Raw genomic sequence first — 19,474 nt, 5'->3', positions numbered from 1 at the left:
GGCCGGGCGCGTGGCAAGCGCGAATGCTGGCGCCTTTCGCCCGCCCCGCGCCGCTGCGGCGGCTGAACGCTTCGGTGCCGGTGCTGGCCTTGGCGCCGCTTCGGGCGGGGGTCTCGCCGACGCTTCACGCTGCCGCGCTGAGCCTGCGCCTGACGATGAAGCGGCGGCGGCCCGGCGTGTGGTGGATCGCCAAGGGTCCGACGCGCCAAGTGTCCGACACCGATGCGGGTTTGCCCGATGCCGCGTTTCTGGCCGCGTTCGGCCCGTGCTGGATCGGCGCCGAGCCACCCGATGACACGATGGACCGAGATTGCCTGATCGCCGTTGCGCCGTCGGGCCGGATCAGTGGCACCGTGACGCTGCTGGCCGGGTCCGCCTCTGGTGCGGGGAACGGGCGAGTGCGCCCCGCGGGGCCGCTTTGGGCGGATGCCGACGCGCTGGCCGGGGCGGCGCACGGGCTGATCCTGTCATCGGGCGCGCGCCCTGTGGCGCTGCCGGACCCGCTGGCAAACTTGCCCGTGGCACAGGGGGTGCATCACCTGCTGCCGATGGGTGTGCCCTGGGCCGGGCGGCGGCTGCTCGCCTTTGCCGGAGGCGCCGAGGCTCACGCCATGTTCGCCGCCTTGCGGGCCGAGGGTGCCGACCTTGTCAGGGGCATCGCGGTTCCGGGTGACGGGCCGGTGCCGCCTGCCCTGATCCGGCGGCTGACCCGCGAGGCGTCACAGGCGCGCGCGCAGCTTGTCGCGCCCGAGCGGGACATGGTGCGCCTTTCGGCAGAGGCGCGGCGCGCGGTTCTGGCGCTTCCGGTGCGGTTGGATGTGGCGGACTGGTCGGCGCTCGACTCTATTCTGAGCGCGCTCTGATCTCGGCGCGGATCGCCTCGCCGTGCTCGTCCAGTTTGGGCGAGGGGCGGCCCAGCGCGATCTCGGCCTCCGAAAAGCGGAACGGAGGGCGCACCGAGGGCACGCCGCCGATCTCGACCTGCATCCCCCGGTGCACGACCTGCGGGTCGGCGAACACCTCGGCCATGTCGTTGATCGGACCGGCGGGCACGCCTTCGGCCTCGCAGGCGGCCAGAAGGTCGGCCTTGGTCCTTTGCAGGATCGCGGCGGACAGGCGCCGCGTCATGTCCTCGCGGTTGGCGATACGGTCGGCGTTGGTAAGGAATTCGGGGTCCGTCGCCATGTCCGGCAATCCCAGCAACCCGCAAAGGCGGCGATACTGGCCATCGTTGCCGGTCGCGATGATGATCCAGCCATCGGCACAGTCGAACACCTGGTACGGCGTGAGGTTCTGGTGCGCATTGCCGATCCGTTCAGGCGGGGTGCCGGTGGTCAGGTAGTTCAGGCCCTGGTTCGCAATGATCGCCGTCGCCACGTCCAGAAGCCCCATGTCGATGTGCTGGCCGCGCCCGGTCTCGTCGCGCTGCCGCAGCGCCGCGAGGATGCCGACGACCGAATAGACGCCGGTGAAGATGTCGGTGACGGCAACGCCGACCTTCTGCGGCTGGCCCGACGGATCACCCGTGACCGACATCAGGCCCGACATTCCCTGGATGATGTAATCGTACCCGGCGCGGTGCGCGTAAGGGCCATCCTGCCCGAACCCGGTGATCGAACAGTAGACCAGACGCGGGTTCACCTGCGACAGGGCGGGAAAGTCGAGCCCGTATTTCGCAAGACCGCCGACCTTGAAATTCTCGATCAGGACATCGGCATCCGCGACTAGGTCGCGCACGGTCTGCTGGCCTTCAGCCGTGCGGAAATCCACGCAGATCGACCGTTTGCCGCGGTTGGTGGAATGGAAATAGCTGGCAGAGCGGTCCTGTCCGCGCGTGATGAAGGGTGGGCCCCACTGGCGCGTATCGTCGCCAGCGGGGCTTTCCACCTTGATGACATCCGCGCCAAGGTCGGCAAGCGTCTGACCGGCCCAGGGACCAGCCAGCACGCGCGCCAGTTCGATGACCTTGAGGCCCGCGAGGGGTGCCGTCATTCGGCCTCGGCCAGCTCTGCGTTCAGAAGCTCGGCCATGTCCTCATAGCTCATGTTCTTGTAGGTGGTGCCGTCGATCACGAAGGACGGCGTCGCCTCGATCCCGTCGGCGTAGACGTTCTGCTGATACTTGGCGATCATCAGTTCGGCCTTGGCCTGATCGGACAGGCAGACATCGAGTTCAGCATCCGACAGGCCGGCAGTCTTGCCGATGGTGCGAAGATTGTTCTGGATGCCTTCCTCGTCGGCGGCGTCCAGCCAGTCGCGCTGTTTGGCGTAGATCTCGTCGACCAGCCCGAAATAGCGCATTTCGCCACCGCAGCGCGCGACCATCGCCGCCCAAAGCCCGTAGCGGTCAAAATAGACCTCGCGGTATTCCAGCTTTACCTTGCCGGTGTCGATATAGTTTTCCTCGATCTGCTTGAGCGCGCCATTGTGGAAGTTGGCGCAATGCGGGCAGGTGAACGACGCGTATTCGATCAGCGTCACCGGCGCGTCCTCGGCGCCCTTGGTGAATTGCTCGACCGACGAGGTGTCGATCGCGGCCAGTTCCGCGGGGATGTCCTGCGCGTTGGCCGCGCTGATCGGCGTGAATTCCGATGTGCCGGACGTGTTGCCCATGACGAAATAGGCACCTGCGCCGATGGCGACGACGGCGGCGGCGGTAGCGAGAAGTCTGTTCATGTGCTCTGCCTCTCCTTGGCTTTGCTGCGGGACAATACGTTCTGTCCCAGGGCTTCCAGTGCGGCCCGCAACCCCTCGTCCCTGACGGGGGCGACGGCGGCACGCGCGGTTTCGGTGACTTCGGGGTCAGGCGCCGGGCTGGCCGGAGCCTTGCGCGTCTCGAACGCGACCTGACCCTCGGCGAACCCGGTCGGCGCGGTTTGCGTGACCCGAACCCGGCTGATCGCGGCATAGCCGTAGCAGGCATTCACCCGCTCGCGGATACGCTCTTTCTGCATCTCGACGAGGGGCGCATCGGCACCGCGCACCAGCACGCTCAGCGTCGCGCCGAACCCGCCCTGCGCATAGCCGACCTTGACCGGCAGGGCCATGCGGGCAAGGTCTTCGCCGACGATCTCGGCCCAGTGCGTCAGCAGCCGCGACACCGCGAAGCCCCGCGTCTCGCCAGCCTGACGGATGCGGGTCTGCATCAGGCCCGAGGCCCGTTCCCATCCGCGCATCCGGCGTCCGCGTTTTTCCGTTCGCAAGGTCATGTCTGGCCTGTTCCGTGTTGCGGGTTAGTCTAGGGTTTGGCGGCGCCAAGGGCCAACGGAAAGCCGTGGAAAGGACCATAAACATTGCGTGACGCAGATTTCAGCACGGCACTTCTGGACTGGTATGATGTCCATGCCCGCGCGATGCCGTGGCGGGTTCCGCCAGATCGGCGCAAGGCGGGCGTTCGTCCCGATCCCTACCGCGTCTGGCTGTCCGAGGTGATGCTGCAACAGACCACCGTTGCCGCCGTGCGCGCCTATTTCCACCGTTTCACCGAACGCTGGCCGACCGTCACCGATCTGGCCGCGGCAGAGGACGGCGACGTGATGGGGGAATGGGCCGGGCTTGGATACTATGCCCGCGCCCGCAACCTGCTGAAATGCGCCCGCGCCGTGGCAGCGGATCACGGCGGTCGGTTTCCGCAAACGCGCGAGGCGCTGCTGACGTTGCCCGGGATCGGGCCCTATACCGCCTCGGCCATTTCGGCGATCGCCTTTGATGAGCCGTCCACGGTCGTCGATGGCAACGTCGAGCGGGTGATGGCGCGGCTGTTCGACATTCACACGCCGCTGCCGGGGGCCAAGCCGGACCTGACCGCACGGGCCGAGGCGCTTACCCCTGTGCAGCGCCCCGGCGACCATGCGCAGGCGGTGATGGACCTTGGCGCGACGATCTGCACGCCGAAATCGCCCGCCTGCGGCATCTGCCCGCTGCGCGATCCCTGCGCCGCCCGCGCCGCCGGAACCGCCCGCGATCTGCCCCGCAAGGACGCAAAAAAGCCCAAGCCCACGCGGCACGGCATCGCCTATATCGGCCGCCGCGCGGATGGCGCGTGGCTGCTGGAACGGCGCCCGGACAAGGGGCTTCTGGGCGGCATGCTGGGCTGGCCCGGCAGCGCTTGGACCGACGCGCCGGACCCCGCGCCGCCGCTGGCCGCCGACTGGCATGATCCGGGGGCCGAGGTGCGTCATACCTTCACACATTTCCACCTGCGCCTTGCGCTGCGGGTCGCCGACCTGCCGCAGGATGCCGCCCCGTCGTGCGGCACGTTCCTGCCGCCGCAGCAATTCCGCCCGTCCGATCTGCCGACCGTGATGCGCAAGGCCTACGATCTTGCCGCTGCGACGCTTGGTCGGAATTGAGCCGCCGGGTGCAAAGGCGTATGATCCCCCACGGGGCACAGTCGGAGAGCAGGCCATCATGATACCCGCCGCACAGGTCGCGCGCCTTCAGCGCGCCTTGCCGTTCTGGATGTCGCTTGCGCTGATCCCGCTGGCCCTGACAGGCGCGTTTGTCGGCGGCTGGACCGTGATCCTGCTGCCGCTGTCAACGTGGTGGCTGTTCGCCGCGCTGGACCAGGTGACGGGGCTGGAGCTTGAGAATGCCGATCCCGAGACGGGCGAGGATCATCTGTTCTGGTATCGCCTCATCACCCTGATCTGGGCGCCGCTGCAGTTCGTGACGCTGTTCTTCCTGATCTGGTATGTCCCGCAGGCGGATCACCTGGGCACGCTGGAACGGGTCGTGCTGTTCTTCGGGATGGGCGTCATCAGCGGGACGGTGGGCATCGTCTATGCCCATGAACTGCTGCACCAGTCCAACCGGATGGAGCGTTGGCTGGGCGATCTCTTGTTGGGGATGGTGATCTACGGGCATTTCCGGTCGGAACACCTGCTGGTCCATCACCGCTATGTCGGCACGCCGCGCGATCCGGTCACGGCCCGCTACAACGAAAGCTTCCACCGCTTCTTTCCGCGCGTTCTGGCGCAGTGCTTCCGGTCCGCGTTTCGGGCCGAAAAGGCGATGCTCGCCCGCAAGGGCAAGCCTTGGTGGGACCTGTCCAACCCGTTCTGGCGTTACTGGGGTCTTCAGGCGGCATTCATCGCGCTGGCACTGGTCCTTGGCGGCTGGACGGGCCTTGCGCTGTTCCTGTTCCAGGCTGTGTGCGCGATCTGGCAGCTGGAGTTGACCAACTACGTCGAGCACTACGGGTTGACGCGCAAGCATCTGGGCGACGGCAAGTATGAACACGTCATGCCGCGCCACAGCTGGAATGCGGCGCACAAGGCATCGAACTGGCTGCTCATCAACCTGCAGCGCCATTCCGACCACCACTACAAGCCCGACCGGCGCTTTCCGCTGCTGCAGAACTATTCGGAAACCGACGCGCCGCAGCTTCCCTACGGCTATCCGGTGATGACCGTCGCGGCACTGATCCCTCCGGTGTGGCGCCGCGTGATGAACCCGCGCGTGCGCAAGTGGCGGGCGATGTATTACCCCGAGATCACCGACTGGAAGCCCTACAGCCGCGCCGCGACCCCGATGCCCCGCTAGGCGCCGTTACCTTCGCATGTCGAAAAGCGCAAAACCGGTGTCCACTTTTGCGCGACATGCTCACGGGGTCACGGATCATCCCCCACGCGCACCAGCTGCTTGCCGAAGTTGCCGCCTTCCAGCATCGACAGGAAGGCGTCGGGCGCGTTGTCCAGCCCGTCCATCACCGTTTCGCGGTATTTGATGGTGCCATCCGCGACCATCGGGCCGACCTCGGACAGGAAGGCATCCAAGCGGTCGTAGCGGTCGAAGATCAGGAAGCCCTCGACACGCAGCCGTTTCGTCAGCACGTTGCGCCAGACCACCGGCAGCGGCGGCGCGGTGTCGGTGTTCTTGCCGTTGTACCAGGCGACCATGCCGCACACGGCGATGCGCCCGAACTCGGCCATGTTGCCGATCACCGCCGACAAAGTGCTGCCGCCGACATTCTCGAAATAGCGGTCGATACCGTCCGGCGCGGCCATCGCCATCTCGTCCCGCAAAGCGGGCGAGCGGTGGTCGAGGCACAGGTCGAACCCAAGCTCTTTCACAGCGAAATCGCATTTCTCGGGGCCGCCAGCCACGCCGATCACACGTGCGCCCTTGGCCTTGGCCAGTTGCCCCGCCATCGTGCCGACCGCACCGGTGGCCGCCGAGATCACCACCGTCTGACCCGATTGCACCTCTAGAAGGTCATTCACGCCCACGAAGGCGGTCAGCCCCGGCATCCCCAGGATGCCGAGGTAGCTTTGAAGCGGGGCGGGATTGTCCGTGGGCAGCTTGCGCAGGTCCGCCCCCGCGCTGACGCCGTGGCTGGCCCAGCCGATGCGGGCCTGCACCAGATCACCGGGCTTGAAGGCGTCATCGTGCGACTCCGTCACCTCGGCCACGACCTCTCCGGTCATCACCTCCCCGATCCCGGTGGCCGCCGCATAGGACGGGCCATCGTTCATCCGCCCGCGCATGTAGGGGTCCAGCGACAGCCAGACCGTGCGCAGCGCGACCTCGCCTGCGCCGGGCGCGGGCAGATCAAAGGATTCATGGCGAAAGTTGTCCGCCGTGGGCGCGCCCTTTGGACGTGATGCGAGAACGATGCGATGTGCGGTGGTCACGGGATGCTCCTTGCCAATGTCCAGCGCACCTAAGACCGGGGCGCAGACATGAAAAGGCCCCGCCGAACGGATCGGCGGGGCGAGGTAGGTGCCGTGAACGCAAATGGCCACAGGCACCGGCGGTAACTGGTGGGTGGCTCAGGTCATTTCCGAGCGGATCTGCTGGCGCAGAAGGTCGATGGGCACCGTCTTGCCCTCGCGGCGGAAGCACCAGTAGGTCCAACCGTTGCAGCTTGGCGCGCCTTCCAGCGCGGCGCCGACCTGATGGATCGACCCCTTGACCTTGTCGGCGATCAGCGTGCCGTCTGCGCGCACCTTGGCAGACTTGCCGTTGATCGAGGTCAGAACCTCGCCGGGGCGCAACATGCCGCGTTCGACCAGCTGGCCGAAAGGCACGCGCGGCTCGGCGCGTTTCGACGTGGACACCTCAAGCGCCGCCTTGTCGAACTTGCGCACATCGGCCAGCCGCCTGGTGGCGACCTCGATATACCCCGGATCGCGTTCGATCCCGATGAAATCGCGGCCCAGCATCTTGGCGACCGCGCCCGTGGTCCCGGACCCGAAGAACGGATCGAGCACCACGTCGCCGGGATTGGTCGAGGCGATCAGCACCCGGTGAAGCAGCGATTGCGGTTTCTGCGTCGGGTGCGCCTTGTCGCCGTTGGCGTCCTTGATGCGCTCGTGTCCTGTGCAGATCGGCAGCGTCCAGTCCGACCGCATCTGGATGCCGTCGTTCAGCGCCTTCAGTGCCTCGTAGTTGAAGGTGTATTTCGCCGCTTCGTCACGGCTGGCCCAGATCATCGTCTCGTGCGCGTTGGTCAGGCGCTTGCCGCGAAAGTTCGGCATCGGGTTCGACTTGCGCCACACCACGTCGTTCAGAATCCAGTAGCCTTGCGTCTGAAGCGCCGCACCGACCCGAAAGATGTTGTGATAGCTGCCGATCACCCAGATCGCGCCGTTCGGCTTGAGCACCCGGCGCGCGGCGGCCAGCCAGGCGTTGGTGAAGGCGTCGTAGGTCTCGAAGCTGGCGAAACGGTCCCAGGCGTCGTCCACGGCATCGACCTTGGAATTGTCGGGGCGGTGCAGTTCGGACTTGAGCTGCAGGTTATAGGGGGGATCGGCAAAGACCAGATCCACGCTGCCCTCGGGAAGACTGTTCATCATCTCGACGGAATCGCCGCACAGGATCTGGTTCAGCGGCAGCGCTTTGGCTGCACCGGTCATTGTCATCGTCATCTCTGCCTCTGTCCCTCGCGCCTTTAGCGGCACGTCTTGTTGTGGACAAAGATGAGTCAAAGGTGATTCGCGGTCAATTTCTTTTTGAATCAGTCGCTTGGAGAATGTTCTTGATACAAGATATTGTGGACCGGGCGGAACGATCGCCTATGACAGGGGGTGACACCTAGAGCCGCCAGTGCCGCGATGTGATCTTTCGTGGGATAGCCTGCGTTCCGCTCCCAGCCATAGCCGGGATGCTGTTGCGCCAAATCCACCATGATCCGGTCGCGCGTCACCTTTGCCACCACCGACGCAGCGGCGATGGACAGGCACAGCGCGTCGCCCTTCACGATGGCGGTGCCCGCGCAAGTCAGTCCCGGAGGCAGCCGGTTGCCGTCAATCAGGGCGTGATCGACCGGGGTGGCCAGCGCTTCGAGCGCCCGGCACATCGCCAGAAGGGACGCGTTGAGAATGTTGATCTCGTCGATCTCGGCCGGCTCGACGATGCCGACGCCCACATCGGCGCAGGCGGGCAACAGATCGAACAGCGCCTCGCGGCGCAGCGCCGTCAGCTTCTTTGAATCGTTCAGGCCGTCGGGGATCGCGGCAGGGTCCAGCACGACGGCAGCCGCGACGACCGGCCCGGCAAGCGGCCCGCGCCCCGCCTCGTCAACACCGGCGATCCGGCCAAGGCCGGAGGCGATCAGACGAGTCTCATGGGTGAAATCGGGAACCTCTTCCATGCCTTCCGGGATGCCGTGCCAGCGGCAAAGGGGCAAGACAAAACGGGCAGGCCGGGGTCGGGGAACCCTGGCCTGCCCTTGGCCCCCGTGACGACGGGACCCGTCACGGGGCTGCTCGGCCGGGGTCAGCCGAATTGATAGCCGCTGCGGCGCAGGCAACCGAGGCCAAAGCCGTTCGGCCCGCCGCGCACCTGGACGCGGCACTGGTTCGGCAGCGCGTTCACGCGGTAGCCCGAGTGGCGCAGGCAGGGCGCGGCGACATAACCGTTGCGGCCATGTCCGCGGATGCAGCGCGCGGGAAGAACGGCGGCGCGGTGCGGCCGCTGCGGTGCGACGTGCTGGCGCTGGGGGGCACGGTTGACGTGGCCGTAGTTGCCTTGGCGGCGCTGCTGCTCGTTCAGGATGGTGCCAAGCACGATGATCCCCGCAGCGCCAAGCGCGAAGTTGCGGAAGTTGTCATCCGCCTGCGCCGGGGTCGGGGCGACCGCACCCATCGCAAGCGCAAGCGACAGGGCGCCGGTGGCGATCAGGCGCGGGAGTTTGAAGGTCTTGAACATGGGGTTGTTCCTTTCTGGTGAACGCGGTCGGACAGGGACGTGTCCGTCATGGCGTTCAAGCTGGGCCGACCCCCGAAGTTAGGCAATAACGCCCCACTGCTATCGGATAACAAGCGGCCAAACCCCTTGCGATATTGAATATCCAGGCGGCACGCAGCATCTTCGTCGGCATGAAACATCGCATCCTCCTTCTCGCGCTTGGCCTTGCCCTCACGCTCAGCTCACCGGCCCACGCGGCCTGCATCGCGGCCTACAAGGCCAAGATGGACGACCCCCTGCGGCTCGACTACGGTGAGATGGCGGTGCCGTCGGAAACCTGCACGCGGGCCGATGTCCGGGACTATGTGGCCGGGCAACTGGCATCGCAGGGCTGGACGCTTTTGACCATCGTGTCCGTGCGAGAGGAATAGCGCGTGACGGGAGACGACATCGACACGGTGGCCACCCGCCGGTCCGCCGGGCGGATCGTGGTGGTCGGCATCGCGTCCATCGTCGCGCTGTTCGTGATCTCGGGCGCGCTTCTGTATCTCAGCCTGCCCGACGCGAACGTCTTCAACGAACGGGTCGAGCGGATCTTTGTCGAGAACGACAACCTGACCTCGGAAGCCGAGATCAAGCTGCTGGAGGTTCTGGCGCAGTCCGGCACGACCTTTGCCGAAGTCATCACCTCGTATCAGCTGGTTATCTTCATCCTGCTGGTGTTCGCGGCCGCGCTGCTGATCGCGACGCTGGTGTTTCTTCTGACCATCGTCACTCTCAACCGCCGCATGGGCGAGATCGAGCGGTCGGGCATCCAGGTGTCGTCGCTCATCATCAGCCGTGACGAGCGCAAGGTGTATCTCAACAACATGGAATTTGCCCTGACAGAGGCCGCCATCGAAACCCTCGCCGTGCTGGCCGAGGCGCGGATGGACGAGGATGTCCTGTCGGGCGCCGAGATCGAGTCGGTGATCTCCGGGCGGTCGGTCGTCGATTGCGACGAGGCGGCGGGCGCGACCCGGATCAAGCGGCTGCGTGACACGCTGGGAAACCAGATGGTCAGCGAATTGCTGATAAAGAACATCGCCCGGCGCGGCTACATGCTGTCGATCGACAAGGCCGTGATCCGCATGCTGTGACCTAGAGGGTCAGGAAATAGGGATCGACCTCGTGCCAGTAGCGCTGCAGGTCGGACACTCCGACCGGCGCGATCCCCGAGGCTTCGATAGCGTAGACGTCAGCGGCCAGGAGCGCGGCAAGCCGGTATCCGGTGCGCGCTGCGGCCCGCGATTCCGTTTCGCTGTCGAACAGGGTCTCGATCCGTGCCGCCGCATCCGTCAGTGCAAACACCAGCGCCAGCGCGCGCGTGTCGGGCCATGCCTTGGCAAGGTCGCGGACCACAGAGCGCGAGTCATCGCCGGACGACACAAGTCGTTCGACCACGAAATTCGTCCGCGCTTCGACCTCTGCGAAACTCATCGCTGTGCTGCACCCGGCCCCCGCTCGACGAATAGGTGACAAGCGGGGATTCCTCAAAAGGAAACTTTGCGGCTCGTTAACGTCGGCGGTCACACGTTGGCGCAGCGGCGGATGGCACGGTTCGTGCGTGCCGCGCACAGCGCCAGCCCCAGCACCGTCCGCGAGGCAGGCAGCCGCACCGAGGCATCTGCAATCGGCATGCGTTCGGCAGAGAAGTCATGCCGCGCGAAATCCGTCGAGCCCAGCACGACCAGAAGCTCGGGAGCCATCCGCCTCATGGCGGCAAGGTCGTCGATCAGGGATGCCCCGATGCCAAGGCCATCCACATCGACGGCGACCACACGGATCAAGCCCGTTGTCGGGCCGACAACCCTTGCGCAGTCCCCAAGGCTGTCCACGCGGCGCGCGGACCGGAACGCAGTGGAAAATTCGGTGCGGGGCGACAGGAACGGCGTGCCGCAGGGACCGACCACCGTAAGAGACGCCTGCGCCGTCCAGGGCGGCATCGGGCCGGTGTGCAGCAATGCTTGCTCTACGCCGCGCGTCGCAACTGCCTCGACCAGAGATCCGTTGTGACGGTCATGCTTTCGTGCGCTGAACAGCCCGGCAAGCGTCCGCGCCGAAGACGCAAGCTTCGATTGGTGCCGCACCGGCTCATCAAGGTAATCCTTCATTGTCTCGTCCCATTTCAAGCGCCCCCACGCTGAGAACCTTTTTTCACCCCATCGCGCCTTGGTCCCAATCCGCCGATGGGGGGGACAAACGGCCAGTCATACCGGAGGACTAAAGAAAAAACGGGCCGCCCGAAGGCGACCCGTTCCAAGGCGCGTGCGCCGCTGCGGGGTGGTTGGGGGGTATCAGCGAGCAGCTCGGGTAACGGAAGCCGCTGACACGTTCGCGGTCACTCGCCCTTGTCCGATGTCGAAGTTGCCGTTGTTGACCTGGGCACAGCGCGAGCTGCCGGTCACACTCGGGTTGGTCTGGAAGCGGAGGGCGGCAATCGACAACCCTCCCTGGATGACGGCGCCGGTGATGGTTCCAAGAACTTGGCCATCCGATCCGACAAGCGCCATGCCGTTGTAGGCGTCGGTGTTGCCACCGCCGCATCCGCCGATACCGCCGCCCATCGGACGCACGCCGTTTGCTGTGCGGAAGGGGTCTCCTCCAGTCCCGTTGAGACCGTTCATACCGGGCGTTCCAGGAGCACCGGGCGTGCCGGGAGCTCCAGGCGTGCCGGGATTACCCGGAGTTCCGGGGGTGCCAGGCGTGCCGGGAGCACCGGGTGTCCCGCTGGGCGACGTCACGTCGACATCGACCAGACCCTCAGGCCCGACGGCCTGAACACCGACGCCAAGGCCATCATCGCCGCCAAGATTGGCATTCACGTCGGCAAGGTTGCCGCTGCTGCTACCAACGTTCACGTCCGCGCCGACATTCCCGAGATCGACGCCCACGTTGAGCCCGTCACCCGTTCCGACCGAGACGATCCCAAGGTCGAGTCCACCACCGCCAAGCAGCTGTGCATCTGCCCGAAGGCCGAAGACAGCAGCCGAGGCCGCGACGCAACCAGCCAGAAGAAGGGTGCGCTTGTTGGGGAGCATGGAGCGCGCGGGGCCCCTGTTGCGAAAATCCAAAGTCATGTTCGTTTCCTCATTTGATAAGCTTCTCGCGCAGGCAAGCCCCCGGCCGGTCATGCCAAAAATCTCGGTGCGATAGTCAGTGATCTTTGGATCGAATGTTTTCCCGTTACCCACGCAAGATGAATACGATGCTTTTCAATGACCTATGGCCATCCCCCAAAGGTATGATTCACCCATAGGTATTATGAATCGTGATCAAATTAGTATTGTGCGAAAGGCTTCCCTAGGGAAAGGTGGGGATGGGGGTTGCGGTGCGCGACAGGAGCCGGGCCGATTTGGTCCGGTCAGGCTGCGCCCGCGCGAGAGAGGGAAAAATGCCACAGATGACGGGATACAGATCCATGGTCGTCTTCGCAGCGAGCCTGATGCTCGCCCCGATGGCGAAGGCGGATGACCGCCTCGATGCAACTCAGTATTGCCCCACCCCGACGGCCGAGTGCCAATACAGCTATCTGTCGATCATCGACGCCCTGGGGCGCGAGGGCTACCGGATCGTCAATGTCCGCAACACGCTGCTCAACCGGATCCAGGTCACCGCACAGAGCCCAACGGAACTGCGCGAACTCGTGATCCGCAAGTCCGATGGCAGCCTGTTGCTCGACCGGGTCACCAGAAGTCCCGATCCTTTCGAGAACACCGGCTGGAGCCTGTGGTGAAGGTGCGTGTGCCCACCTGGCCCGGCACCAGGAAAATAGCCTCTCGCAAGCTGAAATGCCGCTTGACCATCGGCGTGACGACCGCAGCGATGCTGGCCTTCATCACCGTGCAGCTCATCGCCGTGGCCGCGCTTGTCTATCGGCTTGTCGCGGACCTGTTCGTGCTGCCGTTCCCGGATGTGCCCTGGCGTCTGGTCGAGCTGATCGAGATCCTTGCCGTCATCGGCACCGTGTCCGGCCTCGCGCTCAGTAGCGTGCTGTTCTGGCTGACCGTGGCGCGGGGCAACCGCATCATGGACCAGCTGTCGGTTGCTTCGGGCCAGATCCAGGACCGCATAGACGACCAGTTCGAGATCTGGGCCCTTTCGGTCAGCGAGAAATCCGTTGCGCTTCTGATCATCAAGGGGTTCAGCAACAAGGAGATCAGCGAGATCCGGGGAACGTCTCCGGCAACGATAAAGAGCCAGATCTCGTCGATCTTCCGCAAGAGCGGATTGTCCACCCGGCAGCAGATCGTCACGTTCTTCGTCGAGGAAATCGTCGCGCAGCTGGACCTGCCGAACGTCGACACCGGGCCTGTCCCGCCGCCGCGCCGCCAGCAGGACCGTTTCGAGCTGAGCGAGGTCCCCGACGAGTGATCTGGTGACCCCGGCAGGACTTGAACCTGCAACCTATCCCTTAGGAGGGGATTGCTCTATCCAGTTGAGCCACGGGGCCACGCCGCCCTCTTTTCGCGGCTTGCGGGCGGTCTGGCAACCTCGGATTTCACGCGGCGCGCACGCAGGCGCCCGAGACCTTGGACAAGCCCGCGGCATGGCGGTAACGTCGCGCAATAAACATGCGGGATGACGCCATTGAACGACGAAACCGATCACCGCCCCCTCACCCTTCGTGACGTGTCCGAAGCGTCGGGCGTCAGCGAAATGACGGTCAGCCGCGTGTTGCGGAACCGGGGCGATGTGTCGGATTCGACGCGGCAGCGCGTGCTGGAGACTGCCAAGCGGCTAGGCTACGTGCCCAACAAGATCGCCGGGGCGCTGGCGTCGCAGCGGGTCAACCTTGTCGCGGTCATCATCCCGTCGATGTCGAACATGGTCTTCCCCGAGGTGATGACCGGGATCAGCGCGGTTCTGGACGAAACGCCCCTGCAACCCGTGGTCGGCCTGACCCATTACAAGCCCGAGCGCGAAGAGGCGGTGCTGTACGAGATGCTGTCGTGGCGGCCGTCCGGTGTCATCATCGCCGGGCTGGAACACACCGACGCCAGCCGCGCGATGCTGCGCGGCGCGGGCATTCCCATCGTCGAGATCATGGATACCGACGGCGAGCCGCAGGATGCGGTCGTGGGGATTTCCCACCGCCGCGCAGGCCGCGAGATGGCAAGGGCAATCATTGCGCAGGGCTATCGCCGGATCGGGTTCCTTGGCACCAAGATGCCGCTCGACCACAGAGCCCGCAAACGCTTTGAAGGGTTCACCGAGGCGCTGGCCAAGGAAGGCATCGAAGTCACGGACCAGGAGTTCTACGAAGGCGGATCGGCGCTCAAGAAGGGGCGCGAGATGACGGAAACGATCCTGACGCGCAGCCCGAACCTCGATTTCCTGTATTACTCCAACGACATGATCGGGGCGGGCGGGCTGCTTTACTGTCTGGATCAGGGCATCGACGTGCCGGGGCGCATCGGACTTGCCGCGTTCAACGGTGTCGAGTTGCTGGACGGCCTGCCGCGCCAGCTTGCCACGATGGACGCGTGCCGGGCCGAGATCGGGCGCAAGGCCGCCGAGATCATCGCGCGCCGCGCCCTCGACGCGGGCGGAGAGCCGCCGCCGGACCGCATCGTGTTGACGCCGACGCTCAGCTTTGGCGATACGCTGCGGCGCTAGGCTGCGTTCAGGGGGAATTGGCCCGTGACAAATGCGGCGCAGGGTGCTTTGACGCGCCGCGACATGACAAAAGACACCCCCATCACTGCGATCCCGGAACTGACGATCGTTGTGCCCACCTACAATGAGCGCGACAACGTCCGCCCGCTTGTGGCCCTGTTGGCAGACGCACTGCACGGTATCCGCTGGGAAGTCGTGTTCGTCGACGATGACAGCCCCGACGGCACCGCCGCCGAGGTTGCCTCTGTCGGGCAAGAAGACGGGCGCGTGCGCGTGCTGCACCGGATCGGGCGGCGCGGGCTTGCGGGCGCCTGCATCGAGGGGATGCTGTCCGCGATTTCGCCCGTTGTCGCCGTGATCGACGCCGACCTTCAGCACGACGAGCGCATCCTGCCCGCGATGTTCGACAAGTTCCGGGATCCCGGGACCGACCTTGTCATCGGCACCCGCAACGCCGAGGGCGGATCGGCGGGATCGGGCCTGTCGCCGCTGCGCAAGTGGGGCAGCGACATGGCGACCGGACTGGCGCGGCGATTCCTGCGGATCACCGCGACCGATCCGATGTCGGGCTTCTTCATGGTCCGCCGCGCGTCGTTCAACCAGATCGTGACCGGGCTGCAGACCGACGGCTTCAAGATCCTTGCCGACATGCTGTCGGCGTCGGGCGGCCGCTGGGGCGTCGAGGAGGTCGGCTATACCTTCCGCGAGCGCCAGCACGGCGAATCCAAGATGGACGCCGCCGTCACGCTGGAATTCCTTGGCCTCGTCGTCGCGCGGATGACCGGGGGGCTGCTGCCGATCCGGTTCATCCTGTTTGGCATGGTCGGGGTATCAGGCATCTTCGTTCAACTGCTGTTCGTGCGCCTCGGGCTTGCCGCCGATCTGGCCTTTGGCTGGGCGCAGGTCGCGGGGGTCTTCGCCGCGATGACGACCAACTTCTTTCTCAACAACGCGTTGACCTACCGCGACCGCGCGCTGCGCGGCTGGGGTGTCCTGCGCGGATTACTGAGCTTCTACGCGGTCTGTGCCATCGGCGCGGTGATGAACGTCGGCGTCGCCGAGGCGGTGTATTCGGCGGTGCCGCAATGGGCCCTTGCCAGCACTGCGGGGGCCATCGTCGGCGCGCTGTGGAACTTCGTCGCCTCGTCCTTTGCGACCTGGCGGGCACGCTAGGGGTATGGGTATCCCCCGCGCCGCATGGGTCCTGTTCGCTGCCCTGATGGCGGCGCGGGCGCTGCTTGCGTGGCTTTTGCCGCTGGGCTGGGACGAGACCTATGCCATCGCCGTCGCGCGCGACTATTCGCTCAGCTTTTCCGATCACCCGCCGCTCGGCTTCTGGGCGCCGGTGTTCGCCGCCGACCTGACGGGGATCGAACATGCGTTCGTCTACCGCCTGCCCGCGCTGGTGTTTGGGGCGGGGACGTTCTGGGGCCTCTACGGTATCGGCTATCGGCTGGGCGGCGACCGCGTTGCGCTGTGGACCGGCGCGCTGTTCGCGGTCACGCCGATCTTCACGGTGCTTTTCGGCTTCATGGCCGTGCCGGACAGCCCGCTCGGGTGCTTTGCCGCGCTGGCCGTACTCGCCCTGCTGACCCTGATCGAGCGTCCGTACGCTGGCCTCTGGCTGTGGCTCGCAGGCGGCGCGGCGCTGGGTCTGGCGCTGATGTCCAAGTATCACGCCGGGCTTTTCGCGCTGTCGATCCTTGTCTTCGCGCTGGCATCGCGCACCGGGCGCGGCTGTCTGGTGCGGCCCGGCTTCTGGCTGGCGGTGGGTGTCGCGCTGCTGGGCCTGCTGCCGGTTCTGGCGTGGAACATCGGCAATGACTGGGCCAGCTTCGGTTTTCATTCGGGGCGCACCTCGACCAGCTTTCAACCGGCGAACTTCAGCAAGATGCTGGCGATCCAGACGGTGATGCTGCTGCCGCCGGTGGCGCTGCTCTGCCTGCGCGGCCTGATCCACGCCGGGCGGCGGCGTGATCCGGCGCTTGGGCTGGTGGCTGCGGTGGCGCTGGGTCCGATCCTGGCCTTCAGCCTTGTCTTCGCGTTGACCCCGCTCAGCTTTGCGCACTGGACGATGCCGGGGTGGCTGTTCGCCATTCCCTTGGCTGCGCTGTGGCTATCGCATCAGGATACTGCGCGGGTGCGCCGGAACGCGCGCTGGGTCGCGGGCTTTGCGATCCCGTTCTGGCTGCTGGTGCCGGTCTTCCTGCTGCACGTCCACACCGGGCTTCTGACCCGCTTCACCCATGACACCGCGCCGCTGTGGGACGATACGCGCTCCGTGTTCGACTATGCCCCGCTGCGCGGCGCGCTTGCCGAACGCGGGCTGCTTGAGGGGACGGATGTGCTGGTCGCCCGTGAATGGATCGAGGGCGGCGTCTTTTCGACTGCGCTGCACGGTGCCTACCCGGTGCGCCTGATCGAAGGTGATCTGCACCACTTCCGCTATCTGCCGGGCATGACGGCAACGGGCGAGACACTGGCCCTGTCGGCGCACCTGATCCCGGATGCAGGCGCGCAGGCACAGGCCTTCCTGTCCAAGGTGCGCCAGCTTGACGCGGGCGCAACGCTGCACGAGCCGGTGATCCTGACCCGGGGCGGGCGCCCCTATCTGAACATCAGCGTCGTAAGCCTGACCCTGCGCTAGACCTCGCCTCGCTTGTCGGCGGCCTTGCGGCCCCGGTAGCGCACCGTCAGCTCCAGCGGCGCCTCGTCCTCGTCATAAACGCCCAGCAAGATGCCCTTGCGCGCGGCAGCGGTGCGCATTTCCTCAAGCTGTGCCTTGCTGCGGGTGGTGCGCTGCGACACGCGGCGCGTCCACTTGAACAGGTGCGCATACATCTCGTCGATGATGTCCGTGTGGTCGGGGCTGCCCCCAAGGTCCACCAGTTCGTCCGGGTCGTTCACCAGATCGAACAGGATCGGCCGGAACCCGCCCTCGGAATGGACCATTTTCCACTCTTTCGTGGCGACCATGAACAGCACCGCCTCGCGCACCGACACGCCAAGCCGTTCCGCCATCGGGGTGGCGGCGTAGTCGTATTCCGAGATCACGAAGTCATGCAGCGGGGCGTCTGCTGTGCCATGCAGGATCGGGCGCAGCGACTTGCCTTCGGCGACATGCGCGATCTCGTCGATGTGCCCGTCCGCGACCTCGTAGAACGTCGGCAAAAGGTCGATGCTTTGTACCAACTCGTCGCAGACCGTGCCGCGGGTGGCATCCGCCTCGGGCGATGGATCGTAGACGATCAGGGGCACGCGTGCCGAGGCGTCGTGGAAGAACTGCTTTTCGCCCATCCAGTGATCGCCCATGAAATCGCCGTGGTCCGCGGTTAGGACGATCATCGTGTCCTGCATCCGCCCGGTCCGTTCGAGCCAGTCGAACAGCACACCCATCTGGTCGTCGCACTGCTTGATGAGGCCCATGTAGGCGGGCAGCACGGCATTGCGCACGTCATCGCGTGAGAACGCCTGTCCGACCTTGCTGTCCATGAACGCCTTCATCACCGGATGCGCATTGGCGCGCTCTTCCTCGCTGCGCACCGGGCGCAGGAAATCCTGCGGGCCATACATCGAGGCGTAGGGCTCGGGCACGATGTAGGGCCAGTGCGGCTTGATATAGGACAGGTGGCAGCACCACGGCTGGTCGCCCTGCGATTCGATGAACGCCATGCCGCGCCGCGTCATGTAGGGCGTTTCGCTGTCCTCCTCGGCGATGTTCGCGGGCAGGTTGGAATTCTTCAGGAACCACGCCGACAACACGTTGCCGTCCTCGTCGATCCCTGAATTGGCATGGTCGTGCCAGGGATTCTCGCTCTGGTAGCCCTTGGATCGCAGGTAGTCGTTGTAGGCCAGCGCGCCGCCTTCGTCATACATGCCGTCCGGCCCCTCGGGGCGCATGCCGTCGTCCCTCTCGAACACGTCGAACCCGCATTCCGCGACGCGCGCGCCGATCACGCTGTCCGCCTCGATGCCCAGCCGCGCCATGCCTTCGGCATCCGCCATCATGTGGGTCTTGCCCACCAGCCAGCAGCCCATGCCCCGCGCGCGCAGGTGGTCCCCCATGGTCAACTCGCCGACCTTGAGCGGGATGTTGTTCCAGCTTGCACCGTGGCTTTGAACGTAGCGCCCCGTGTAGGTCGACATCCTGGATGAGCCGCAGATCGTGGATTGCACATAGGCCCGGTCGAACCGGACCCCCATAGCGGCAAGGCGGTCCATGTTCGGCGTCTGAAGGTGCGGATGTCCGTAGCAGCTGAGATAATCCCAGCGCAGCTGGTCGAACATGATGAACAGGATATTCTTCGCCTTGGCCATGTCGACCCTCCGCACGATGTCATTGCTTGGCGGGGCAGGCGGCACCGGACGCACACGCGTCAGTGGCTGACGCGGCGCAAAGGCTCCTCCCTCCGGGGCAACCACCCCGCCAGTGGTCACACTAGCGTGCAGGCCGCCGAGCGGAAGGCATAAATGCCCTGCGACACGCACGTCCAACCCGATCAGGAGAGATAGTGGTGAGCCGGTCGGGGCTCGAACCCGAGACCTACTGATTAAAAGTCAGTTGCTCTACCAACTGAGCTACCGGCCCACACTAGGCCGTCCGTCTAGAAAATGCGGAAACCCCCGTCAAGTGCATAACGCCCGGCGTGTTGCCCCGGTGCACAGAAAGAGGATTCCGAGCAGAA

At 65.6% G+C, this 19,474-nt stretch carries 21 protein-coding genes and 2 tRNA genes; 10 read left to right on the top strand and 13 right to left on the bottom strand.

Features of this window, described 5'->3' with window-relative positions; genetic code table 11:
- Positions 1-23 precede the first annotated feature (23 nt).
- Positions 24-863, top strand: a complete 840-nt coding sequence (locus tag KTJ87_RS14750; RefSeq protein ID WP_267139903.1) for a tetraacyldisaccharide 4'-kinase — start codon at positions 24-26, stop codon at positions 861-863.
- On the opposite strand, the gene KTJ87_RS14745 is transcribed toward KTJ87_RS14750, so the two are convergent.
- From KTJ87_RS14745 to KTJ87_RS14735, 3 genes are read right to left on the bottom strand one after another with little or no spacing between them, the layout of a single operon-like run.
- On the bottom strand, positions 844-1,992 hold the full coding sequence (locus tag KTJ87_RS14745; protein WP_267139902.1) for a CaiB/BaiF CoA transferase family protein: 1,149 nt from the start codon (positions 1,990-1,992) through the stop codon (positions 844-846). The genes KTJ87_RS14750 and KTJ87_RS14745 overlap by 20 nt on opposite strands.
- A complete protein-coding gene (locus tag KTJ87_RS14740) occupies positions 1,989-2,675 on the bottom strand; it encodes a DsbA family protein (RefSeq protein ID WP_267139901.1) in 687 nt (228 codons plus the stop codon). Before KTJ87_RS14740 ends, KTJ87_RS14745 begins: the two co-directional genes overlap by 4 nt.
- Positions 2,672-3,208, bottom strand: coding sequence for a DUF721 domain-containing protein (locus tag KTJ87_RS14735; protein ID WP_267139900.1), 537 nt, complete (start codon positions 3,206-3,208; stop codon positions 2,672-2,674). Before KTJ87_RS14735 ends, KTJ87_RS14740 begins: the two co-directional genes overlap by 4 nt.
- Positions 3,209-3,292: 84 nt before the next feature.
- Between KTJ87_RS14735 and mutY the strand changes: the two genes are divergently transcribed.
- Positions 3,293-4,351 carry an A/G-specific adenine glycosylase gene (gene mutY / locus KTJ87_RS14730; protein ID WP_267139899.1) on the top strand — a complete coding sequence of 353 codons (1,059 nt, stop codon included), beginning with the start codon at positions 3,293-3,295 and terminating at the stop codon, positions 4,349-4,351.
- Positions 4,352-4,409: 58 nt separating this feature from the next.
- On the top strand, positions 4,410-5,543 hold the full coding sequence (locus KTJ87_RS14725; protein ID WP_267139898.1) for an alkane 1-monooxygenase: 1,134 nt from the start codon (positions 4,410-4,412) through the stop codon (positions 5,541-5,543).
- 68 nt (positions 5,544-5,611) lie between these two features.
- Here the strand turns inward: KTJ87_RS14725 and KTJ87_RS14720 are convergent, their stop codons facing one another.
- The 4 genes from KTJ87_RS14720 to KTJ87_RS14705 form a co-directional block, all read right to left on the bottom strand.
- Positions 5,612-6,634, bottom strand: a complete 1,023-nt coding sequence (locus tag KTJ87_RS14720) for an NADP-dependent oxidoreductase (protein WP_267139897.1) — start codon at positions 6,632-6,634, stop codon at positions 5,612-5,614.
- A gap of 138 nt (positions 6,635-6,772) precedes the next feature.
- Positions 6,773-7,870 (bottom strand): site-specific DNA-methyltransferase, encoded by a 1,098-nt coding sequence (locus tag KTJ87_RS14715; protein WP_267139896.1) that lies wholly within the window; start codon positions 7,868-7,870, stop codon positions 6,773-6,775.
- Between the two features lie 89 nt (positions 7,871-7,959).
- On the bottom strand, positions 7,960-8,595 hold the full coding sequence (locus tag KTJ87_RS14710) for a ribonuclease HII (RefSeq protein WP_267139895.1): 636 nt from the start codon (positions 8,593-8,595) through the stop codon (positions 7,960-7,962).
- 125 nt (positions 8,596-8,720) lie between these two features.
- The gene (locus KTJ87_RS14705; protein WP_267139894.1) at positions 8,721-9,152 is read right to left on the bottom strand and encodes a hypothetical protein; all 432 of its coding nucleotides are present in this window, start codon (positions 9,150-9,152) and stop codon (positions 8,721-8,723) included.
- A gap of 170 nt (positions 9,153-9,322) precedes the next feature.
- Here KTJ87_RS14705 and KTJ87_RS14700 point away from each other — a divergent pair, with 170 nt between their 5' ends.
- Together KTJ87_RS14700 and KTJ87_RS14695 are read left to right on the top strand one after the other, a co-directional pair.
- Positions 9,323-9,562 carry a hypothetical protein gene (locus KTJ87_RS14700; protein WP_267139893.1) on the top strand — a complete coding sequence of 80 codons (240 nt, stop codon included), beginning with the start codon at positions 9,323-9,325 and terminating at the stop codon, positions 9,560-9,562.
- 3 nt (positions 9,563-9,565) lie between these two features.
- A complete protein-coding gene (locus KTJ87_RS14695) occupies positions 9,566-10,270 on the top strand; it encodes a winged helix-turn-helix domain-containing protein (protein ID WP_267139892.1) in 705 nt (234 codons plus the stop codon).
- A gap of 1 nt (position 10,271) precedes the next feature.
- Here KTJ87_RS14695 and KTJ87_RS14690 read toward each other — a convergent pair whose 3' ends face one another.
- The 3 genes from KTJ87_RS14690 to KTJ87_RS14680 form a co-directional block, all read right to left on the bottom strand.
- Positions 10,272-10,610: a hypothetical protein gene (locus KTJ87_RS14690; RefSeq protein ID WP_267139891.1), complete on the bottom strand. Its 339-nt coding sequence runs from the start codon at positions 10,608-10,610 to the stop codon at positions 10,272-10,274.
- Positions 10,611-10,699: 89 nt separating this feature from the next.
- Positions 10,700-11,284, bottom strand: coding sequence for a hypothetical protein (locus KTJ87_RS14685; RefSeq protein ID WP_267139890.1), 585 nt, complete (start codon positions 11,282-11,284; stop codon positions 10,700-10,702).
- 183 nt (positions 11,285-11,467) lie between these two features.
- Positions 11,468-12,250: a hypothetical protein gene (locus tag KTJ87_RS14680; protein ID WP_267139889.1), complete on the bottom strand. Its 783-nt coding sequence runs from the start codon at positions 12,248-12,250 to the stop codon at positions 11,468-11,470.
- A gap of 341 nt (positions 12,251-12,591) precedes the next feature.
- Between KTJ87_RS14680 and KTJ87_RS14675 the strand changes: the two genes are divergently transcribed.
- On the top strand, positions 12,592-12,906 hold the full coding sequence (locus tag KTJ87_RS14675) for a hypothetical protein (protein WP_267139888.1): 315 nt from the start codon (positions 12,592-12,594) through the stop codon (positions 12,904-12,906).
- A complete protein-coding gene (locus KTJ87_RS14670) occupies positions 12,903-13,544 on the top strand; it encodes a helix-turn-helix transcriptional regulator (protein WP_267139887.1) in 642 nt (213 codons plus the stop codon). The genes KTJ87_RS14675 and KTJ87_RS14670 overlap by 4 nt, the downstream gene beginning before the upstream one ends.
- Before the next feature lie 2 nt (positions 13,545-13,546).
- Here the strand turns inward: KTJ87_RS14670 and KTJ87_RS14665 are convergent.
- Positions 13,547-13,623 (bottom strand) — tRNA-Arg (locus tag KTJ87_RS14665).
- Between the two features lie 137 nt (positions 13,624-13,760).
- Between KTJ87_RS14665 and KTJ87_RS14660 the strand changes: the two genes are divergently transcribed.
- From KTJ87_RS14660 to KTJ87_RS14650, 3 genes are all read left to right on the top strand, one after another.
- Entirely contained in the window at positions 13,761-14,789 is a 1,029-nt protein-coding gene (locus KTJ87_RS14660) for a LacI family DNA-binding transcriptional regulator (RefSeq protein WP_407650500.1), read from the top strand.
- Positions 14,790-14,852: 63 nt separating this feature from the next.
- Positions 14,853-15,962 carry a glycosyltransferase gene (locus tag KTJ87_RS14655; RefSeq protein WP_267139885.1) on the top strand — a complete coding sequence of 370 codons (1,110 nt, stop codon included), beginning with the start codon at positions 14,853-14,855 and terminating at the stop codon, positions 15,960-15,962.
- Positions 15,963-15,966: 4 nt separating this feature from the next.
- Positions 15,967-17,436, top strand: coding sequence for an ArnT family glycosyltransferase (locus KTJ87_RS14650; protein ID WP_267139884.1), 1,470 nt, complete (start codon positions 15,967-15,969; stop codon positions 17,434-17,436).
- On the opposite strand, the gene KTJ87_RS14645 is transcribed toward KTJ87_RS14650, so the two are convergent.
- Positions 17,433-19,106 carry a sulfatase-like hydrolase/transferase gene (locus KTJ87_RS14645; RefSeq protein WP_267139883.1) on the bottom strand — a complete coding sequence of 558 codons (1,674 nt, stop codon included), beginning with the start codon at positions 19,104-19,106 and terminating at the stop codon, positions 17,433-17,435. The two genes, KTJ87_RS14650 and KTJ87_RS14645, sit on opposite strands and share 4 nt — an antisense overlap.
- A gap of 195 nt (positions 19,107-19,301) precedes the next feature.
- Positions 19,302-19,377: transfer RNA gene (locus KTJ87_RS14640), tRNA-Lys, on the bottom strand.
- Between the last annotated feature and the right edge of the window lie 97 nt (positions 19,378-19,474).

Source organism: Anianabacter salinae (assembly GCF_019061145.1).
Taxonomy (GTDB): Bacteria; Pseudomonadota; Alphaproteobacteria; order Rhodobacterales; family Rhodobacteraceae; genus Anianibacter; species Anianibacter salinarum.
Note: the sequence above shows the minus strand (reverse complement) of the source record. Positions and strands in the feature narration are given on the sequence as shown.

Excerpts from the sequence above, each read along its gene's own strand:
- KTJ87_RS14740 (WP_267139901.1), bottom strand. The coding sequence starts at position 2,675 with ATGAACAGACTTCTCGCTACCGCCGCCGCCGTCGTCGCCATCGGCGCA.
- KTJ87_RS14735 (WP_267139900.1), bottom strand. The coding sequence starts at position 3,208 with ATGACCTTGCGAACGGAAAAACGCGGACGCCGGATGCGCGGATGGGAA.
- KTJ87_RS14700 (WP_267139893.1), top strand. The coding sequence starts at position 9,323 with ATGAAACATCGCATCCTCCTTCTCGCGCTTGGCCTTGCCCTCACGCTC.
- KTJ87_RS14725 (WP_267139898.1), top strand. The coding sequence starts at position 4,410 with ATGATACCCGCCGCACAGGTCGCGCGCCTTCAGCGCGCCTTGCCGTTC.
- KTJ87_RS14645 (WP_267139883.1), bottom strand. The coding sequence starts at position 19,106 with ATGGCCAAGGCGAAGAATATCCTGTTCATCATGTTCGACCAGCTGCGC.
- KTJ87_RS14650 (WP_267139884.1), top strand. The coding sequence starts at position 15,967 with ATGGGTATCCCCCGCGCCGCATGGGTCCTGTTCGCTGCCCTGATGGCG.
- KTJ87_RS14745 (WP_267139902.1), bottom strand. The coding sequence starts at position 1,992 with ATGACGGCACCCCTCGCGGGCCTCAAGGTCATCGAACTGGCGCGCGTG.
- KTJ87_RS14655 (WP_267139885.1), top strand. The coding sequence starts at position 14,853 with ATGACAAAAGACACCCCCATCACTGCGATCCCGGAACTGACGATCGTT.
- KTJ87_RS14750 (WP_267139903.1), top strand. The coding sequence starts at position 24 with ATGCTGGCGCCTTTCGCCCGCCCCGCGCCGCTGCGGCGGCTGAACGCT.
- KTJ87_RS14680 (WP_267139889.1), bottom strand. The coding sequence starts at position 12,250 with ATGACTTTGGATTTTCGCAACAGGGGCCCCGCGCGCTCCATGCTCCCC.
- KTJ87_RS14715 (WP_267139896.1), bottom strand. The coding sequence starts at position 7,870 with ATGACGATGACAATGACCGGTGCAGCCAAAGCGCTGCCGCTGAACCAG.
- KTJ87_RS14705 (WP_267139894.1), bottom strand. The coding sequence starts at position 9,152 with ATGTTCAAGACCTTCAAACTCCCGCGCCTGATCGCCACCGGCGCCCTG.
- KTJ87_RS14675 (WP_267139888.1), top strand. The coding sequence starts at position 12,592 with ATGGTCGTCTTCGCAGCGAGCCTGATGCTCGCCCCGATGGCGAAGGCG.
- KTJ87_RS14685 (WP_267139890.1), bottom strand. The coding sequence starts at position 11,284 with ATGAAGGATTACCTTGATGAGCCGGTGCGGCACCAATCGAAGCTTGCG.
- KTJ87_RS14710 (WP_267139895.1), bottom strand. The coding sequence starts at position 8,595 with ATGGAAGAGGTTCCCGATTTCACCCATGAGACTCGTCTGATCGCCTCC.
- KTJ87_RS14690 (WP_267139891.1), bottom strand. The coding sequence starts at position 10,610 with ATGAGTTTCGCAGAGGTCGAAGCGCGGACGAATTTCGTGGTCGAACGA.